This is a genomic window from Variovorax sp. PAMC26660 (assembly GCF_014302995.1).
Classification (GTDB): Bacteria; Pseudomonadota; Gammaproteobacteria; order Burkholderiales; family Burkholderiaceae_C; genus Variovorax.
In genome coordinates, this window is record NZ_CP060295.1 from 4,728,161 (window position 1) to 4,745,119 (window position 16,959).

Below are 16,959 nucleotides of genomic sequence, written 5' to 3' on the forward strand. Positions count from 1 at the left end.
TAGCATGGCGGGCATGAGCCAAGACCACCCCACGAACGGCCACGAACACGCCCATGGCCACGACCACAGCGAACTCGGCGAGATGGATCTGCGTGTCCGTGCCCTCGAAAGCGTGCTGACGCAAAAGGGCTACATCGACCCCGCCGCGCTCGACACGCTGATCGACACCTACCAGACCCGCATCGGCCCGCGCAACGGCGCACGGGTGGTGGCACGGGCCTGGGTCGATCCGGCATTTCGCGAATGGCTGCTGGCCGATGCCACGGCGGCCATCGCCTCGCTCGGCTACACGGGTCGGCAGGGCGAGCACATGGTCGCGGTCGAGAACACCGACGCGCAGCACCACATGGTGGTTTGCACGCTGTGCAGTTGCTACCCCTGGCCGGTACTGGGCCTGCCGCCCACCTGGTACAAGAGCGCGCCGTACCGCTCGCGGGTCGTCAAGGACCCGCGCGGGGTGCTGGCCGACTTTGGTGTGACGCTGCTCGAGTCCACGCGCATTCGCGTCTGGGACTCGACCGCCGAGGTGCGCTACCTCGTGATTCCGCAACGCCCGCCCGGCACCGACGACCTGGCCGAAGACGAACTGGCCGCGCTGGTGTCGCGCGATTCGATGATCGGCACGCGGCTGGTCGAGGTGCCTGCCAAAGAGGAGGGCCCCGCATGAGCTACGTCACCAAGGCCGACCTGGGCGGCCAGCCAGGCTTCGGGCCGGTGACGCCCGAACCCGAAGGCGAGTTGTTCCATGGTGCGTGGGAGCCGCGCGCATTGGCGCTCACGCTGGCCATGGGCGCGACCGGTTCGTGGAACATCGATGCGAGCCGCGCCGTGCGCGAGACACTGCCCGACTACCGCGACCTGAGCTACTACCAGATATGGCTCTGCGCGCTCGAACAATTGATGCTGCAACGCGGACAGGTCTTTCCGGATGAGATCGCGTCTGGCGAGATGCGCCACGCGGCAGCGCCCGTCGCCCGTGTGCTGCAGGCCGCGAACGTGCCGGCTGTTCTGGCCAAGGGCTCGTCGACCGAACGCCCTGCGCCGGCCCCGGCGCGTTTTGCCTTGGGCCAACCGGTGCGCATGCATCTGGGCAAGGTCGATCACCACACGCGCCTGCCCGGCTACGTGCAGGGCAAGCAGGGTGTGATCGCGCATCTGCACGGCGCGCACGTCTTTGCCGACGCCAACGCGCAGGGCTTGGGCGAGCAGCCGCAGTGGCTTTACACGGTGGTCTTCGACGAGGCCGAGCTGTGGGGCGTCGACGCTCCACGCCAGAACCTTTCGGTGTCCGTCGATGCGTGGGAAAGCTACCTGGAGGCGATTGCGTGACGGGCGGCAACATGCCGCTGGCGTCCGGCATGCCCCGCGATGCCGACGGGCCAGTGTTCAGCGCGCCCTGGGAGGCGCAGGCCTTCGCGATGACGCTGGCGCTGCATGAAGGCGGCCTGTTCACCTGGACCGAGTGGGCAGAGGCATTGGCTGCGCAGATTTCCGCCGCGCAGGCTGCGGGCGATCCGGACACCGGCGAGACCTACTACCGCCACTGGCTGGCAGCCCTCGAATACCTCGTGGCGCACAAGGGTGCCAGCTCTGGCGACGAACTCGCGCGCTACCGCCATGCGTGGGACCACGCGGCCGACCGAACGCCGCACGGGCAGCCGATCGAGCTGCGCGGCGAGGATTTCCCTTAAGCGCGCTGTTCGCGATCTGCCTGGCGTTTTGGTGCTGCTGTTGTTCAGGGCGGCGCCCACGCCGACGGCGTGCTCTGCTCCGCGAATGTCCCCCGCTTCGCTCCTCCTTTATTTCGCTGCGCAGAGCACACCGCCGTCGTGAGCGTTTTCAGAGCACTGGTTGATCGGCCGCAAACGCACGGCGCGTCCTGTGCGAATGACGCCGGGCACTCCCCGCAGCGAAATAAAGGAGGAGTGAAGCGGGGGACATTCGCGGAGGGGAGTGCCCGGTGTCATTCGCACGCACCCCGAATGCCCCCGACCAACGACTAAACCCGAATCACGCGCCCCGGGTTCAGCGTGTTCTTAGGATCGAGCCCGCGCTTGATCGCACGCATCATCTCCAGCGCCACCGGCGACTTGTGCTTTTCGAGCTTGTCGACCTTCAGCGAGCCCACGCCGTGTTCGGCCGAGAACGAGCCGCCGAACTTCTCGACCGCGTCGTACACCAGCGTGTTGATGCGCTCTTCCTCGTTCGTCAGGAAGGCCTTGGTGTCGATGTTCTCCGGCGCCTGCACGTTGTAGTGCAGGTTGCCGTCGCCCAGGTGGCCGAAGTTCACCAGCCGCACGCCGGCGATCTCGCGCGCCAGCAGCGCATCGGTTTCTGCGACGAAGGCCGGGATGCGCGACACCGGAATCGAGATGTCGTGCTTGATGTTCAACCCTTCCTCGGCCTGCGCCAGCGGAATGTTCTCGCGGATGTGCCAGAGCTGGTGCGCCTGCGTGAGGTTCTCTGCCACCACCGCGTCGGTCACGCAGCCGTCCTCGAAGGCGGTTTCGAGCAGCGCCTCGAAGCGTGCGCGTGCATGGTCTTCGGATTCGTTGTCGGAGTTCTCCAGCAGCACGCAGTAGGGCACGGCCGCATCGTCGACGAAGGGCACGCGCAGTTGCGGCATGTGCTTGGCGACCAGGCTCAGCGCGAACTTGCCCATCACCTCGAAGCCCGTGAGCCCCGAGCCCAGGTGCTTGTGCGCCAGGCCCAGCAGCGTGACCGCATGGTCGAGCGAAGGCACGGCGGCCCAGGCGGTGAGCTGCGCGGCCGGCAGCGGATAGAGCTTCATGGTCGCGGCGGTGATGACGCCCAGCGTGCCTTCGCTGCCGATCATCAGGTCGCGCAGGTCGTAGCCGGTGTTGTCCTTGCGCAGGCCGCTGGTGCCTTCCCAGATCTCGCCCTGCGGCGTGACCACTTCGAGGCCCAGGCACAGCTCGCGCGTGTTGCCGTAGCGCACGACCTGCGTGCCGCCCGCGTTGGTCGCGAGGTTGCCGCCGATGGTGCAGCTGCCTTCGGCCGCCAGGCTCAGCGGGAACAGGTAGCCGGCCTTCTCTGCCGTTTCCTGCAGGGTCTGCAGGATGCAGCCGGCCTCGACGGTCATCGTGAGGTTGGCGGCGTCGATGGTGCGGATGGCGTTCAGCCGCTGCAGGCTCAGCACCACCTGCGTGCCGCTGTCGTTGGGCGTGGAGCCGACCGCCAGCCCGGTGTTGCCGCCTTGCGGCACGATGGACGTGCCGGCTGCGGCGCAGGCCTTGACGACATCGGCTACCTGCTGCGTGTTGGCCGGGCGCACCACGGCCAGCGACTTGCCGCGCGAGCGCTTGCGCCAGTCCTGTTCGTAGGCAGTGAGGTCACCCTCGTTCAGGACGTGCGATGCGCCGACGATGGCGCGCAGTTGGTCGATCAGGGCGGCGGAAGAAGAAATGGTCGTCATTGGGCGGAAGCCTCCAGGGGGCGGGCAGCGGCTTTGGCGTGGCGCAAGCGCAGGCGCACATGCCAGGCGCAAGCGGCGAAGAGCACGAGGCACAGCAGCACCTCGATGAGCGCGAGGACTTGCCCCACGCCATTGGTGTCGCTCCACGCGCGCACCACGCCTTCGGTGAAATAGAGCCAGATCATCAGACTGACCCAGCGGTAGGTGTACATGCGGTTCTTGTAGAGCCCCGCGAGCGGAATCACCAGCGGCAGCACCTTGAGCGCAAGCAGCGAGCCGCCCGGACGCAGCGGCGCCAGCCACAGCTCCCAGGCCAGGCCCAGCACGATGAGGCCGACGAGGCTGCCCACTGCAAGCCATCGGGTGGCGCGGACGGAAGAGGGCGGAAGCGGCAAGTTGGCATTCATGGGCGGGATACCGCGGAACCGGCTTTGCCGGGCCGCTGGTATCGCCCCCGGTGAGGGGGTTGGCGCAGCGACACGAAGTGCGCGGAGGCTGGGGGAGAGTTCAGCTTCTATGATACCGGCCATGAATCGTCGGCAGCTTTGGAGGGATCTTTCGCGCTTTCCGTGGCGCAACACTGCGGCGGTGCTGGGCGAGCGTTTTCGCGAAGACCGGCTCGGGCTCACGGCCAGCAGCCTGACTTTCACCACCACCATCGCGATGGTCCCGTTCTTCACGGTCGCGCTGGCGCTGTTCACGGTGTTCCCGATGTTCGCCAAGATGCAGGGCCGCCTGCAGCGCTGGCTCATCGAAAGCCTGATTCCCGACAACATCGCGCGCCAGGTGCTCGGCTACCTGAACCAGTTCGCAAGCAAGGCCAGCGGCCTGGGCATCGCGGGGCTGATCGTGCTGCTGATCACCGCCATTGCGCTGATCCTCACCATCGACAAGACGCTCAACAACATCTGGCGAGTGCGCTCGCCACGGCCTCTTGCACAGCGGGTGCTCATCTACTGGGCCACCATAACGCTCGGGCCGATCATCCTGGCGGTGAGCCTGTCGACCACCTCTTATGTGTTCTCGGCCTCGCGCGACGTGGTGGGCGGCACCATGGTCAAGCTGGCCTTCGACAGCCTCGAATTCGTGCTGCTCGCGGCGGGCATGGCGTCGCTCTATCACTACGTGCCCAACACCAATGTGCGCTGGTCGCACGCGTGGGCCGGCGGCATTTTCGTGGCGGCCGCCATCGAGATCGCCAAGCGCGTGCTGGCCTACTACCTGAGCCTGGTGCCGACCTATTCGGTGCTTTACGGTGCTTTCGCCACGTTCCCGATCCTGCTGGTGTGGATCTACGTGGCCTGGGTGATCGTGCTGCTGGGCGCGGTGATCGCGGCGTACTTGCCGAGCCTGCTCACGGGCGTTGCGCGCCGTGGCGGCGCCGCCGGCTGGCCGATGCAACTGGCCATGGAAGCGCTGCAGCATCTGGCGCGCGCGCGAGCGACGCCGGCCAAGGGCATGGGCGCGACCGAGCTGGTGACGCGCATGCGGGTCGATGCGCTGCAACTGGCGCCCGTGCTCGAAACATTGGTGGCGCTCGACTGGATCGCGCCGCTGGCCGAAGAGCCCGCCGACCAGGACCCGCGCTACGTGCTGCTGGCCGACCCGTCGACACCCATCGAGCCGCTGCTCAAGGAACTGCTGATGCCGCAGGCCGAGCCGCTCGAAGACCTCTGGCAAAAAGGCCCGTTGCGCGCGCTGCGCCTGGGTGATGTGCTATTGATCTAGGAGCAAACGGGGCGGCTAGATCTTGACCCGGCCGAGCCAGATGTCGCGGTACATCGTCCAGTCGCCCATGAAGGAATAAAGCGGTCGCTTGAACGACGCCGGCTTGTTCTTCTCGAAGCCGAAGTGCCCGACCCAGGCAAAGCCGTAGCCCGCCACCAAGCCGGCCAGCAGCCACCACGGATTGAGCGTGACCACCAGCGCCACCAGGCACAGCAGCGACAGCGTCGAGCCCGCGAAGTGCAGCCGCAGGCAGGTGCGGTTGGCGTGCTCGGTCAGATAGAACGGATAGAACTCCGCAAAGCTCTTGAAACGGCGCGGATCGACGGCAGATCCCGTGGCAGTCGTGGTGTTCATCGTGCGAGTCTCCTGCGCCCCTGGAGGGGCTTTGTCGATAATAGCCACGACCTTCCGGCCGCACCACCCCGGCCTTCCATTGACACCTCTGCCGCATCCGCCTTGAGCGCCTTTCCCGTCGCCCCCGAATCCGCCGAGCCGCCCAGCAGCGATGCGCCCTGGGTCGTGTGCCTGTGCGCTGAATGGTGCGGCACCTGCCGCGACTACCGGCCGCTGCTGGAGCAGGTGGCGCGCGCGCATCCGCAGTTCCGCTTTGCCTGGGTCGACATCGAGGACCACGCCGACATTGCCGACGCCTTCGATGTCGAGACCTTCCCGACCCTGCTGGTCGCCGGTGCCGACGGCACGCGTTTCCTGGGCCCGCTGCTGCCGCATGCCGAGACGCTCTCGCGCATGCTTTCGGCGCTGCAGCCGCCCAAGGCGTCGAGCTTCGACGTCGACCTGCTGCTCGCCGTGCTCAACAAGAAGCCGACCGTCTTCACGGTCTGACCGGAACCCCCTCCATGAACATCCTGATCTTTGGCGCCACCGGCATGGTGGGGCAGGGCGTGCTGCGCGAGTGCCTGCTCGCACCCGACGTGGAGCGCGTGGTGACGATCGGGCGCAGCGTCACGGGGAACACGCATCCGAAGTTGTACGAACTGGTCCACAAGGACATGTACGACTACACGGGCATCGAGTCGGAGCTGAAGGGTTTCGACGCCTGCTTCTTCTGCCTGGGCGTGTCGTCCGTCGGCATGAAGGAGCCCGACTACAAGCGCGTCACCTACGACCTGACGCTCGCGGCCGCCACGGTGCTCGCGCGGCTCAACCCGGGCATGACCTTCACCTACGTGACGGGCGCGGGCTCCGATAGCACGGAGCGCGGCAGCAGCATGTGGGCACGCGTGAAGGGCGCGACCGAAAACGCCTTGCTGCGCCTGCCGTTCAAGGCCGCCTACATGTTCCGCCCCGGCGTCATCCAGCCGTTGAACGGCGCGCGCTCGAAGACGCCGCTGTACAACGGCATCTACGTCGTCATCGCGCCGCTGCTCAGCCTGGCCTACCGGCTCTGGCCCGACAGGATGACGACCACCGAGCAGGTCGGCCGCGCCATGCTGATCGTGGCGCGACGCGGCGCGCCCAAGGTGCTGCTCGAAACGCCGGACATCAACGCGCTGCGCTGAGCTTCCTCGGGCACACTCGGCCGTTGCGTGCCGGTACAGCGCCATGCCGGGGTTCTGTTCAAGGCGCCATGTCTTGTCGGCAAGCATCGGCATCGATGGGCGGGTTTGGACTACGCGCCATCTGAATCGATCCGCGAGCCTGTGCGAGCGACAGGCGATGCGCGCGAAGCTTGCGCTGCATCGTCTCGTTGCCGCCATCTGCCATGAAATTCGCCAACCTCCACGTTTCTCGCCGCCAGCTTCTTCTTTGTGCCTCTGCCGTCCTGGCCGCTCCTGCTGCGGCCGTCGCAGAGGACGCGTGGCCACGCCGGGCAATCCGCCTCGTCGTTCCCTTTTCGCCGGGCGGCGGCACGGACATCGTGGCGCGAAGGATCAGCGAGACCTTGTCGCAGCGGCTGGGGCAACCCATCGTCATCGACAACAAGCCCGGCGCGTCCACGGTCATCGGCACTGACATCGTGGCTCGGGCCCGGCCCGACGGCTACACCTTGCTGCTGTCGGGCTCCACCAGCTACAGCGTGAACCCGGCGCTGCGCGCCACGCGGTCCTACAACCCGTCGCGCGACCTGGCGCCCATCGCCATCGTGGCGCGCGTGCCGCTGGTGCTGTTCGCCGGCAGCGCGACGCCGTGGCGCTCGCTGCCCGAGCTGATTGCCGATGCCAGGGCCAGGCCCGGCCGCATCCGCTACGCCACCTTCGGCAACGCCTCGGGCCCGCATCTCACGGGCGAGCTGTTCGCATTGGCGGCGGACATCGCGCTGCAGGACATTCCCTACCAGGGCAGCAACCAGGGGCTGCTGGCGGTGATCGGCGGAGAAGTCGATCTGGGCATCGACACTGTGGCCTCCGTCGCGCCGCAAGTGCACTCAGGCAAGCTGAGGGCGCTCGGCATCGTGGGTGCCGCACGCTCCGGCCTGCTGCCCGGCATACGCACGCTGGCGGAGCAGGGCCTGCCCGACGCCAGCTTCGACGCCTGGTATGGCTTTGCCGCGCCGGCACACACGCCAGCGCCGGTGCTCGCCAGATTGACGCACGCCATCACCGCGACGATGTGCGACCCTGCGTTGCAGGCGCAATTGCGCGCGCAGGGCATGGAGCCGGTGGCCATCGGCGCAGCTGGATTTCGCCGCCAGATCGACAGCGAGATTCCGCGCTACCGTGCGCTGGCCCACCGCGCGGGCATCGTCACGGACTAAGTCGACCGCGTCAGGGGGCGCTGACGAAATCGCGCAGCGCGAACAGCACTTCGTCGGGCGCTTCGCTCATCAGCGAATGGCCCGCGTGCACCGTCACCACCTTGCCTTGTCGCGCCTTGCCGGCCAGTGCCTTGATGGCGCGCGGCGGCGTCATCTGGTCGGCGTCGCCCAGCAGAAACAGCACAGGACATTGCACCGCTTCCATCGCGGCATCGCCGTTGGCGTAGTCGTTGCAGGCTTTGAAGCCGATGTGGAACACGTTGTGCTCGCGGTTGCTCGCCAGCACGCGGCGCATGAGTGCGCGCGAGCTGCCGTAGAGCCAGGTGCCGGGGCCGAGCGAAGAGGGCGGCGGCGCCAGCAGCGAGTGCGAGAAGGTGTTGACCATCGCGATGGCGCGCTGCGGATCGCTGACCGAGCTTTCTAGCAGCGCGGGCGACACCACCATCGGATAGGCCGTGCCGACCATCGCCAGGTGCGTCACGCGTTGCGGCGCGCGGGCGGCGGCTTCGAGCGCGATCAGCGAGCCGAAGCTGTGGCCGATCAGCGCCGCCTTGTCGACGCCGGCCGCATCGAGCAGGGCGATGACGAACTGCGCCGCTTCTTCCACGCTCGCGGGTGGTGGGCCGTCGCTCTTGCAGTGGCCGGGCAGGTCGACTGCCAGCACGTTCCAGCCGTGGTTGGCGAACCAGCGGCTTTGCAGGATCCACACGCTGTGGTCGTTGAGCACGCCGTGGATGAACACGACCGTGGGCTTGGCCGCGTCGAAGGGCTTGCCGGCGGTGTAGCAGTAGGTGGAATAGTTGTTGACGGTGAGGTTCATGTCTGTTGCTTTGCCGCGCGCAGGTTCGAGTGGGTGCACAGGATACCGGGTACCTACTTGCACCGCTGCCCTGCGCTCCGGGAGCATCGCAGCTTCAGTTCGTCGCCATGATCTCGTACACCGCGTGTGTGAAGCCTCCGATCCCGATCAGCAGGAGCAGTAGCGAAGAGATCAGCAGCAGGCGTCGTTCCTGTGCGGGTCCGACCACGCGGCGTATCAGAAACGCGAGCAGGCCCAGCGTGGTGAAGTCGAGCACGATCCACAGGACCGTCAGCAATCCGAGGCTCTGATCCGGCGTCGGCAACACGCCGATGAACTGAGGCAGGAAGGACGCGAAAAAGATGATGTCCTTCGGATTCGATATGGCCAGCGTGAAGCCGCGAACGAACCCGGCCCGCGCGGGGATCGGGGCGGAGCCTTTGCCTGCGTCGCCGGGCGGTGCGCGCCAAGCCTCCCTGACCATCCCCAGCGCGATCCATGCGATGTAGAGGCAGCCGAACATCCGGACCAGGGAAAACACGGTTCCATCAATGACCAGCAGGCCCTTGATAAGCAGTGCCGACGCGAAGATGAGCACCAGCGATGCCGCGTTGGTGCCACAGATCGTTTGCATGGCGTGGCGCATGCCACCGGCCAGTCCGGCCCGAACCACCAGGAGGGTCACAGGGCCGGGCGTGACGAGCAGCGAGACCACCGACGTCATGTACAGCGCGGTCAGGGAAAAGTTGAGATCGCTCATGATGATTCCTCGGTGTCTTGCTTGATGCGCAGCGGGCAGGCCAGGCTCATTCAATTGAAATTGCTTCCACTCGAAGTTGCCGTGCTCTCCGAAGAAGCCGAGTTCGGCGGGCACGAAGCCGGCGTTGTAGGCGCGCACGCGATCGCGGATCTTCTGTCGTACCAGCTGACCGCCTCGATCTTGGGCACTCGCGACGACGTCGAAGTTCTCGCGCGGATTGACGATCAGGTTCAGGTGGCTGCTCAGGCATCTGCTGCGCAGCGCACGGTGTGCCGGCGAACTGATATTGAAGAACAACTGCACGCCATTGAAGCAGTACGTCCAAAGCGGATCGTTCGGATCCGTCGGAACGCCTGATGGCCAGGGCTGCCGATCGGCATCGAGCAGCCCCTGGAGCAGATGCCACGCGTGGCGATGGTGAGCCTCGGCCTGATGACCGGGCGGATCCTCGACAAAGATGACAAGTGGCGAAAACAGTCGCTGATTGACCGGCGTCTGTTTCACGAACTCGGTGTACTCGATCAAGCCCTGATGAAGATCCTCGAGGCCTTGATCTTCAGCACGTCTGCAAAAGAGCAGGAATGCGCTTTTGTCCCGCCAGGCCCGGCGGCCGAAGAGGCAGGGAAACGCAGGATCGGAAAGCACTTCGTCCAGCTTGCGGAATGCGGTGAAGTGCCATTCGCGTCGGCCAAGCGCCAACTGTTCAATAACGCAATGATGCTGCAGTCGCCCGAAAGCGGCAGCTTGTGGCTGGGGCGGTAATGTGAATTTGGACATGACGAACGTGAGCAGACCCATCGAGGCCTCCCTCGATCAGTCATCCCTGGGCTTGTGGTGTGGTTGAGCGCTATGGCGCGCTGGACTCATCGATGCGCGCGCAGTGCAGCTCTTCCAGCCCCGCCAGCAATTCGCCGGGGCCCATCAGCTCGATGTCATGTCGTTCCAGCCAGTTGTCGTCGTAGAGCTGGTCGAGATAGTTCCAGCCCGAGTCCGCGACGATGCACAGCGCGCTTCTTGCGGAACCCAGATGAAGTTGCCTCAATGCCGAGAGAATGACTGCGCCGCTCGACCCGCCCAGCAACAGACCGGACGTTTTCGCCAGATGGCGGCACATCGAAAAAGCTTCGGTGTCGCCAATCAGCATGTATTCGTCCAGCACCGCCGTGTTGACGTTCCGGGTTCTCCAGCTCAGGCCCAGTCCGTTCATCAGGTGCGGCTTGTACTTCCCCTGGAAGATGGCTGACCCCATGGCATCGACCGCGACGATCTTCGTATTCGGCTTCTCGAGCTTCAGCTTTTCGGCGATGCCGCACAGGTGGCCGCCGGTGCTGACCGAGCCGATGACGGTATCGAATTCGACGTTCAGATCGAGAATTTCCTCCGCTGTCACATCGGAATGGAATTTCCTGTTCGACGCGTTGTCGTATTGGTTGGGCCAGTACGCATCGGGAACCGTCTTCAACAGGTCCTGGACCTTCTTCAATCTCGTTCTTTGATACCCCCCGTTTTCATCCAGGGTATCCACGACGACCACCTGCGCGCCAAAAGCCTCGTAGATCGACAGATTCTGCCGGCTCACCTTGGGGTCGACGACGATGATGACCTTGAAGCCCATGGCCGCCCCCAGCATCGCCAGCGACTTTCCCAGATTGCCGGAGGTCGATTCGATGATCGTGCTTCCTTCTTTCAATTGACCGGAAGCGATTCCAGCCAAGATCAACGCGTAGGCCGTCCGATCCTTGATGCTGCAGGTCGGATTGAAGGTCTCCATCTTCAGGTAAAGCGATTTACCTTTCGGAATCAGATCGTTTTGAAGCCGCAGAACGGGCGTGTTTCCGATGATTTCGGGCAGGCTGGATCTTATTTTCAGCATTTGATCAGGAGCTCTTCGGCCTTGGGTGAGACCACGAAGGCCTGGTACATGCCTTCGTACATCTGGTAGAAAAGTCTGCTGGTGTGGTGGACGGCAAAAAGTGCCTCGTCCTGCATTTTTTTCGTGGTGCAGTATTCGGAAACGAGATTGAGGCCTTGCTGTACGTGGCCGACATCTTCCTTTCGATGGACGGAGAAAAATCTCAAATCCTGCTCGGTCAGTCCGTAGGTTCTACCGAACAAGCTGTCGCGCGCCTCGTGCGCTTCGTTTTCCAGATTCTGGCCTTCACTCGCGATCATTACTGCTGCAGCCCCGATGTGGTAATTGGAAGGGTCCTTCACCGCGTCCAGTCGGTAGCGAATAAGGTCGAGCGTGCTTTTCATTGGTTTGACGGCATCCCGCACGCTATCCGGCACTCCCAGTGCCTCGATGAAATCCGCCATCAATTCAATGTGATTTTTTGTCCGGGAGAGGCGGCCGGTTTCTTCTTCGTAGAGGTTCGTCAGGAGGAATCGCTTGTGCCTCGGCAATGGGCAATAAAAATAGAGATGCTCTATATAGCTGATGAAATGCTTGGTGACCTGATAGGCTTCCACGGCAACACTCTGCATCAACCTGAGATTCGGGCGTTCCGGATCTAGGAAAAGAGCGAATAGAGGATGTTTTTCGCAATTTCCTGGTGCAGTGTGTTTTCCAGTTTTGCGCGAAAATCGCTTTTATTTTGCAGCACGAGTTTTTCCCCTTTTTGACAATTTTTTCCCAAATCTTCCACGCGTTGATTCATGAAGTGCCCTACATGGCTCCTTCCGCCCGAGCGGGAGTAGTCCTGCAGGACTCCATGACTCTTGAAGCCGAAGTGCGTCCATACCTTGAATGCCCGTGAGTTCTCCCGCGTATCCAAGGTCAACAATTCGATATTTAGTGTTTTGGCTTTTTCGCAAATTTTCAGAAGAAGATTTGACAAAAGCGCTGTTCCACGCATTCTTGGTGTGATATAGCCCTTGCTCAGGTCGGCGATATGCATGTAATTTCGATTTTGATTGATCCGCATGAAGGTCATCGCACACACGCCAGCTTCGTCGCGTGCGAGCAATATGCTGGCCGCCTTGTTCTGTAATTGCCACTCCCAGAATGCGAGAAATGCGTCAGCCTCCTCCCTCGAAAGGCGAGTGCTGTATCCGAGCATGCCGTCATCCCTGACACTTGCGTCGAGCATCTCGAGGATGGCGGCGCCATCTCTTTTCATATCCGATGGACTTCCTATCCAGTCATACGTCATGTTCATGATTGATTCCTCCGCTGTCATTTGAATGGTGGTTCAGACGCCTGATTTATTGAGTCATCGGGCTCGCCATCGCGAAAAGAATTTTTCTTTTTCGTGACCTGCGATTGGCGCAAGGTCAGGATTTCGGGCCGAGAAGCGCTGTTTTCGTCGAGGTTTTTCGCTCGACGGCCCAGAGCCACAGCGTCGAGCCGAAGGCCACTGCCACGAAAGGCAGGATGACCCAGTTCACCGCCTCCCAGCCCTTGTTGTCGAACAAGGCCCCGGCGAGCAGGGAGCCGATGGCCACTGCCGCGAAAGTGATGAACTCATTGGCAGCTTGCGCTCGGGCCCGAATTGCCGCGGGAGCGCTGGAGAACCTCTGGGCCAGCAGCGTTGTCCCGCCGACGAACATGAAATTCCACGCCAGCCCATTCAACGCCAATGCCAGCCGGAAATGGAGCAAGGCTGTCCCGGCCAGTGCCGCCACGCTGCCAATGGCGAACAAGACGGCACCTGTCAGAAGAATCTTGATCACGCCCCAGCGGGCAATCAGCTTTCCCGTGAAAAAACTCGGGACAAACATGCTCAGCAGATGCCATTGAATGACCGACGCAGCTTCACCCACCGAGAAGCCGCATGACACGACCGCCAGCGGCGTCGCGGTCATCACGAAAATCATGACGGCGTAGCCCAGCGCACTGTTGCTGACGGCCACGACGAATCGAGGATTGCGCGCAGTGGAAAGGAATGACACTGAGAGATCCGAGCTGGAAGCAGATGCGATCTGGGTGAATTTCAAGCCGGACAGCACGGCCACCGACGTCATGGCCAATCCCAGGACCACGAGATACGAGCCGGCAAAGGTATGCGGAGCCAATGCGTCCCGCGCCCACGCTGCCAAGGTCGGTCCTGCAACTGCTGCGACAACACCTCCGCCGATGACGATGCTGATGGCCTGAGACTTGAAATGATCGGCGGCCGATTCAGTCGCTGCGAATCGATAGTATTGCGCGCAGGCTTGATAGAGGCCCAGCAGCATATTGGCGGCACAGAACAAAGGGAAGTTGCCCTGCACGATGGCCCAGGTCGCCAAGCCCCCGCCCAATGCGCCAAAGGCGGCGCCCGATGCAAACAGCGGCTTTCGTCCCCAGCGAGCCATGGCCAGGGACACTGGGATGGTGCTCAAGGCGGTGGCCACTGTCACCAGCGCAAATGGGAGCGTGGCCAGACTTCGCGTTGGAGCCAGCATCGCTCCCACCAAACCCGTGAGCGTCAGTCCTATCGCGGAGGCACATACATACAGGGCTTGGCATACAGCCAGAACGGCGACGTTCCGATTTTTTCGAGAAGAAATTTCGCATGCATAGCCCTGAGCTTATGCAAAGGAAGTACCTTGAAACTGCCGAGATGACCGCAAAATCCGCCATGACACTCAAGAAAATATTTAACAAATGTGAATTGCCGCGCACCGTGGTTGTGCTTGCTTATGACGGATGCCAATCATTGGATGTCAGTGGTCCCTGGGAGGTTTTCACAAAGGCTTCGAAATTTTCTCTGGCAGCAGGATTGTTGCAAACATATCAATTGATATTGGCATCGCCGCAGGGTGGGCCGATACAAAGCAATTCGGGACTGCAGTGGAGGAATTCCAGGGCAATCGTTGATATTCAAGAGAACATCGACACCATTTTGGTCGCGGGCGGTGATATCGATGTCATCGAGGGGAAGGAAATGGCGGAGACCCTGTTTCCTTGGCTTCGCTGCAAGACGGGCAGTGTCCGGCGCATTGGCAGCGTGTGCACAGGTGCATTCGCGCTGGCGGCAGCAGGATTGCTCGACGGACGCCGCGCCACAACCCACTGGAATTCATGCGCGAAACTGGCGATGAATTACCCCAAGGTGAAAATCGAGCCCGATGCCATCTACGTCATGGATCCCCCGTTCTACAGTTCGGCGGGAATTTCCGCGGCCATCGATTTGTCGCTTGCCTTGGTGGAAGCCGATCTGGGGCGACCCATTGCCTTGTCGGTCGCGCAGGAGCTGGTCCTCTATCTGCGCCGTCCCGGCGGACAGTCTCAGTTCTCCCCGGGCTTGCAGGCTCAGATGGACGCACGGCATCCGTTGCGCGATCTGGTGACCTGGATGCTGGAGCATCCCCGAGGCGACCTGAGCGTTGCAGCGCTCGCGGAAAGGATGGCCATGAGCACGCGTCACTTTGCCCGCCAGTTTCGCGCTGAAACGGGCGAGACTCCTGCGCGCTTTGTCGAAAGGCTTCGGCTCGATTGCGCCAAGAGCTATCTGGAGCGGACGCCCTGGCCGCTGGAGCGCGTGGCGCAACGCGCAGGCTTCGGCTCTGTCGACAGTCTTCAACGAAGCCTGCGACGCCATGCGGGGACGACACCCGAGCTGTATCGACAGCGATTTGCCTCGACCTTGCTATCTCGGGATGGTTGAGTCGCGCGTCGACCGCCTGCTAAGCGGCCGCCTTTTCCGCGACCTTGAGCGCGCGCTTCAGATCGTCGATCAGGTCGGCCGGATCTTCGAGGCCGATCGACAGGCGGATCGTGCCTTGCGAAATGCCCGCGCCCGCCAGCGCCTCGTCGGTCATGCGGAAGTGCGTGGTGCTCGCCGGGTGAATCACCAGGCTGCGGCAGTCACCCACATTGGCCAGGTGGCTGAACAGCTTCAGCGCCTCGATGAACGCCTTGCCCTGCGCACGGCTGCCCTTGATGTCGAAGCTGAACACCGCGCCGGCCCCACGCGCACCGTGGCGCAGCAGCTTTTGCGCAAGCGCATGGCTCGGGTGCGATTCGATCAGCGGATGTCCCACGCGCGACACGAAAGGATGACTGACCAGGAATTCGACCACCTTCTGCGTGTTGCCAATATGCCGCTCCATGCGCAGCGGCAGCGTTTCGATGCCCTGCAGGATCAGCCACGCCGTGTGCGGGCTCATCGAGGCGCCGAAGTCGCGAAGGCCTTCGCGGCGGGCGCGCAGCAGGAACGCGCCCACCGTGCTTTCCTCGCTGAAGACCATGTTGTGGAAGCCGTCGTAGGCCTGCGTCAGCTCGGCGAATTTGCCGGACTTTTCCCAGTCGAAGCTGCCGCCATCGACCACCACGCCGCCGATCACCGTGCCATGGCCCGACAGGAACTTGGTCGCCGAGTGATAGACCAGGTCGGCGCCCCAGTCGAAGGGCTTGATCAGGTAGGGCGAGGTGAGCGTGGAGTCGACCAGCAGCGGCACGCCGGCTTCGTGCGCGATGTCGCTCACGGCCGGGATGTCCAGCACGTCGAGCCCGGGGTTGCCCACGGTTTCGCCGAAGAAGAGCTTGGTCTCGGGCCGCACGGCCGCGCGCCAGGCGTCGAGGTCGCCGGGCTTGACGAAGGTGGTGTCGATGCCGAAGCGCCGCATCGTGTAGTGCAGCAGGTTCTGCGAGCCGCCGTACAGCGCCGTGCTGGCCACGATGTGCGAGCCCGCGCCCATCAGCGTGGCGACCGACAGGTGCAGCGCTGCCTGGCCGCTGGCGGTGGCAATGGCGCCGATGCCGCCTTCGAGCGCCGACACGCGCTGCTCGAACACGGCGTTGGTCGGGTTGCTGATGCGCGAATACACATGGCCCGCGCGTTCCAGGTTGAAGAGCGCCGCCGCATGGTCGCTGGACTCGAAGACGAAGGAGGTGGTCAGGTGGATCGGCACCGCCCGCGCGCCGGTGGCGGGGTCGGGTGCGGCGCCGGCGTGCAGCGCAAGGGTGTCGAAACCGGGGTCGGAATAACCGGGCATTTAGGCCTTTCTGTTGTCTCTCGCAATGCCCCGTTACGCCTGCAAAGCATGCGTGCGCGACAGGGGCGTTCAGGTCGGCGTCGATTGTGGGCTATATTCAAAAACGGCACGCCGCCGAGATAGAGTCCCGAGAGGAGCACACGATGAAAGTCAGCGACATCCTTCGCGTCAAGGGCAACACGCTCTTCACCATCACACCTGACGACCAGCTGGCACAAGCCGCCACCACCATGGCGGAGAAAGACATCGGCTCGCTCGTGGTCATGGAGCACGGCGACCTGGTCGGCATGCTCACCTTCCGCGAGGTGATCGTGGCCATCGTCAACAACGGCGGACAGCTCGGCACCACGCTGGTCCGCAAGGCGATGGACGACGCCCCAGTCACCTGCACGCTCGAGACCGATCTCGACGAAATCCGCCGCATCATGCTGGAGCGCCATGCGCGCTACATGCCCGTGATGGACAAGCGCATGCTGATGGGCGTGATCAGCTTCTACGACGTGGCCAAGGCGGTGGTCGACAGCCAGAACTTCGAGAACAAGATGCTCAAGGCCTACATCCGCGACTGGCCGGCGGAAGACGAGAGCAAGACCGGCTGA

Annotated in this window: 19 protein-coding genes; 9 read left to right on the forward strand and 10 right to left on the reverse strand. The window is 63.5% G+C overall.

Translation table 11 applies throughout. The features are described 5' to 3' along the window. Positions 1 to 13 precede the first annotated feature (13 nt). The 3 genes from nthA to H7F35_RS22255 are packed head-to-tail and all read left to right on the forward strand — an operon-like array spanning position 14 to position 1,691. Entirely contained in the window at positions 14 to 667 is a 654-nt protein-coding gene (gene nthA, locus H7F35_RS22245; protein WP_187108750.1) for a nitrile hydratase subunit alpha, read from the forward strand. Further along, positions 664 to 1,329: a nitrile hydratase subunit beta gene (gene nthB, locus H7F35_RS22250; protein ID WP_187108751.1), complete on the forward strand. Its 666-nt coding sequence runs from the start codon at positions 664 to 666 to the stop codon at positions 1,327 to 1,329. Before nthA ends, nthB begins: the two co-directional genes overlap by 4 nt. An 11-nt stretch (positions 1,330 to 1,340) precedes the next feature. Further along, positions 1,341 to 1,691, forward strand: a complete 351-nt coding sequence (locus H7F35_RS22255) for a nitrile hydratase accessory protein (RefSeq protein ID WP_187114368.1) — start codon at positions 1,341 to 1,343, stop codon at positions 1,689 to 1,691. A 308-nt stretch (positions 1,692 to 1,999) separates the two neighbouring features. Here H7F35_RS22255 and H7F35_RS22260 read toward each other — a convergent pair whose 3' ends face one another. Then, positions 2,000 to 3,436: an FAD-binding oxidoreductase gene (locus tag H7F35_RS22260; RefSeq protein ID WP_187108752.1), complete on the reverse strand. Its 1,437-nt coding sequence runs from the start codon at positions 3,434 to 3,436 to the stop codon at positions 2,000 to 2,002. Continuing rightward, positions 3,433 to 3,843: a DUF2069 domain-containing protein gene (locus H7F35_RS22265; protein WP_187108753.1), complete on the reverse strand. Its 411-nt coding sequence runs from the start codon at positions 3,841 to 3,843 to the stop codon at positions 3,433 to 3,435. Before H7F35_RS22265 ends, H7F35_RS22260 begins: the two co-directional genes overlap by 4 nt. A 109-nt stretch (positions 3,844 to 3,952) precedes the next feature. On the opposite strand from H7F35_RS22265, the gene H7F35_RS22270 reads away from it, so the two are divergent. Then, entirely contained in the window at positions 3,953 to 5,164 is a 1,212-nt protein-coding gene (locus tag H7F35_RS22270) for a YihY family inner membrane protein (RefSeq protein WP_187108754.1), read from the forward strand. 15 nt (positions 5,165 to 5,179) lie between these two features. Here H7F35_RS22270 and H7F35_RS22275 read toward each other — a convergent pair whose 3' ends face one another. Further along, complete coding sequence (locus H7F35_RS22275) at positions 5,180 to 5,518, reverse strand: Mpo1-like protein (RefSeq protein WP_187108755.1); 339 nt, start codon at positions 5,516 to 5,518, stop codon at positions 5,180 to 5,182. Positions 5,519 to 5,620: 102 nt separating this feature from the next. Here H7F35_RS22275 and H7F35_RS22280 point away from each other — a divergent pair, with 102 nt between their 5' ends. The 3 genes from H7F35_RS22280 (at position 5,621) to H7F35_RS22290 (ending at position 7,880) form a co-directional block, all read left to right on the forward strand. After that, the gene (locus H7F35_RS22280) at positions 5,621 to 6,007 is read left to right on the forward strand and encodes a thioredoxin family protein (protein ID WP_187108756.1); all 387 of its coding nucleotides are present in this window, start codon (positions 5,621 to 5,623) and stop codon (positions 6,005 to 6,007) included. A gap of 14 nt (positions 6,008 to 6,021) precedes the next feature. Beyond that, positions 6,022 to 6,684: an NAD-dependent epimerase/dehydratase family protein gene (locus tag H7F35_RS22285; RefSeq protein ID WP_187108757.1), complete on the forward strand. Its 663-nt coding sequence runs from the start codon at positions 6,022 to 6,024 to the stop codon at positions 6,682 to 6,684. Positions 6,685 to 6,887: 203 nt separating this feature from the next. Next, positions 6,888 to 7,880, forward strand: coding sequence for a tripartite tricarboxylate transporter substrate binding protein (locus tag H7F35_RS22290; RefSeq protein ID WP_187108758.1), 993 nt, complete (start codon positions 6,888 to 6,890; stop codon positions 7,878 to 7,880). 10 nt (positions 7,881 to 7,890) lie between these two features. Here H7F35_RS22290 and H7F35_RS22295 read toward each other — a convergent pair whose 3' ends face one another. The 6 genes from H7F35_RS22295 to H7F35_RS22315 all read right to left on the reverse strand — a co-directional run bounded on the left by H7F35_RS22295 (position 7,891) and on the right by H7F35_RS22315 (position 13,762). Beyond that, on the reverse strand, positions 7,891 to 8,700 hold the full coding sequence (locus H7F35_RS22295) for an alpha/beta fold hydrolase (RefSeq protein ID WP_187108759.1): 810 nt from the start codon (positions 8,698 to 8,700) through the stop codon (positions 7,891 to 7,893). 94 nt (positions 8,701 to 8,794) lie between these two features. Next, positions 8,795 to 10,237 (reverse strand): LysE family transporter, encoded by a 1,443-nt coding sequence (locus H7F35_RS22300; RefSeq protein WP_187108760.1) that lies wholly within the window; start codon positions 10,235 to 10,237, stop codon positions 8,795 to 8,797. Between the two features lie 49 nt (positions 10,238 to 10,286). Beyond that, on the reverse strand, positions 10,287 to 11,312 hold the full coding sequence (locus H7F35_RS22305; RefSeq protein ID WP_187108761.1) for a cysteine synthase family protein: 1,026 nt from the start codon (positions 11,310 to 11,312) through the stop codon (positions 10,287 to 10,289). Next, positions 11,306 to 11,908 (reverse strand): TenA family transcriptional regulator, encoded by a 603-nt coding sequence (locus tag H7F35_RS22310; RefSeq protein WP_261803310.1) that lies wholly within the window; start codon positions 11,906 to 11,908, stop codon positions 11,306 to 11,308. The genes H7F35_RS22305 and H7F35_RS22310 overlap by 7 nt, the downstream gene beginning before the upstream one ends. Positions 11,909 to 11,949: 41 nt before the next feature. Further along, entirely contained in the window at positions 11,950 to 12,597 is a 648-nt protein-coding gene (locus H7F35_RS34850) for a hypothetical protein (RefSeq protein ID WP_261803311.1), read from the reverse strand. A 115-nt stretch (positions 12,598 to 12,712) separates the two neighbouring features. Continuing rightward, positions 12,713 to 13,762, reverse strand: coding sequence for an MFS transporter (locus H7F35_RS22315; RefSeq protein WP_261803312.1), 1,050 nt, complete (start codon positions 13,760 to 13,762; stop codon positions 12,713 to 12,715). Between the two features lie 239 nt (positions 13,763 to 14,001). On the opposite strand from H7F35_RS22315, the gene H7F35_RS22320 reads away from it, so the two are divergent. Continuing rightward, positions 14,002 to 15,030, forward strand: a complete 1,029-nt coding sequence (locus tag H7F35_RS22320; RefSeq protein WP_187108763.1) for a GlxA family transcriptional regulator — start codon at positions 14,002 to 14,004, stop codon at positions 15,028 to 15,030. Between the two features lie 19 nt (positions 15,031 to 15,049). Here the strand turns inward: H7F35_RS22320 and H7F35_RS22325 are convergent, their stop codons facing one another. After that, positions 15,050 to 16,360, reverse strand: coding sequence for an O-acetylhomoserine aminocarboxypropyltransferase (locus tag H7F35_RS22325; protein ID WP_187108764.1), 1,311 nt, complete (start codon positions 16,358 to 16,360; stop codon positions 15,050 to 15,052). A gap of 143 nt (positions 16,361 to 16,503) precedes the next feature. Between H7F35_RS22325 and H7F35_RS22330 the strand changes: the two genes are divergently transcribed. Continuing rightward, positions 16,504 to 16,959 carry a CBS domain-containing protein gene (locus H7F35_RS22330; RefSeq protein ID WP_187108765.1) on the forward strand — a complete coding sequence of 152 codons (456 nt, stop codon included), beginning with the start codon at positions 16,504 to 16,506 and terminating at the stop codon, positions 16,957 to 16,959.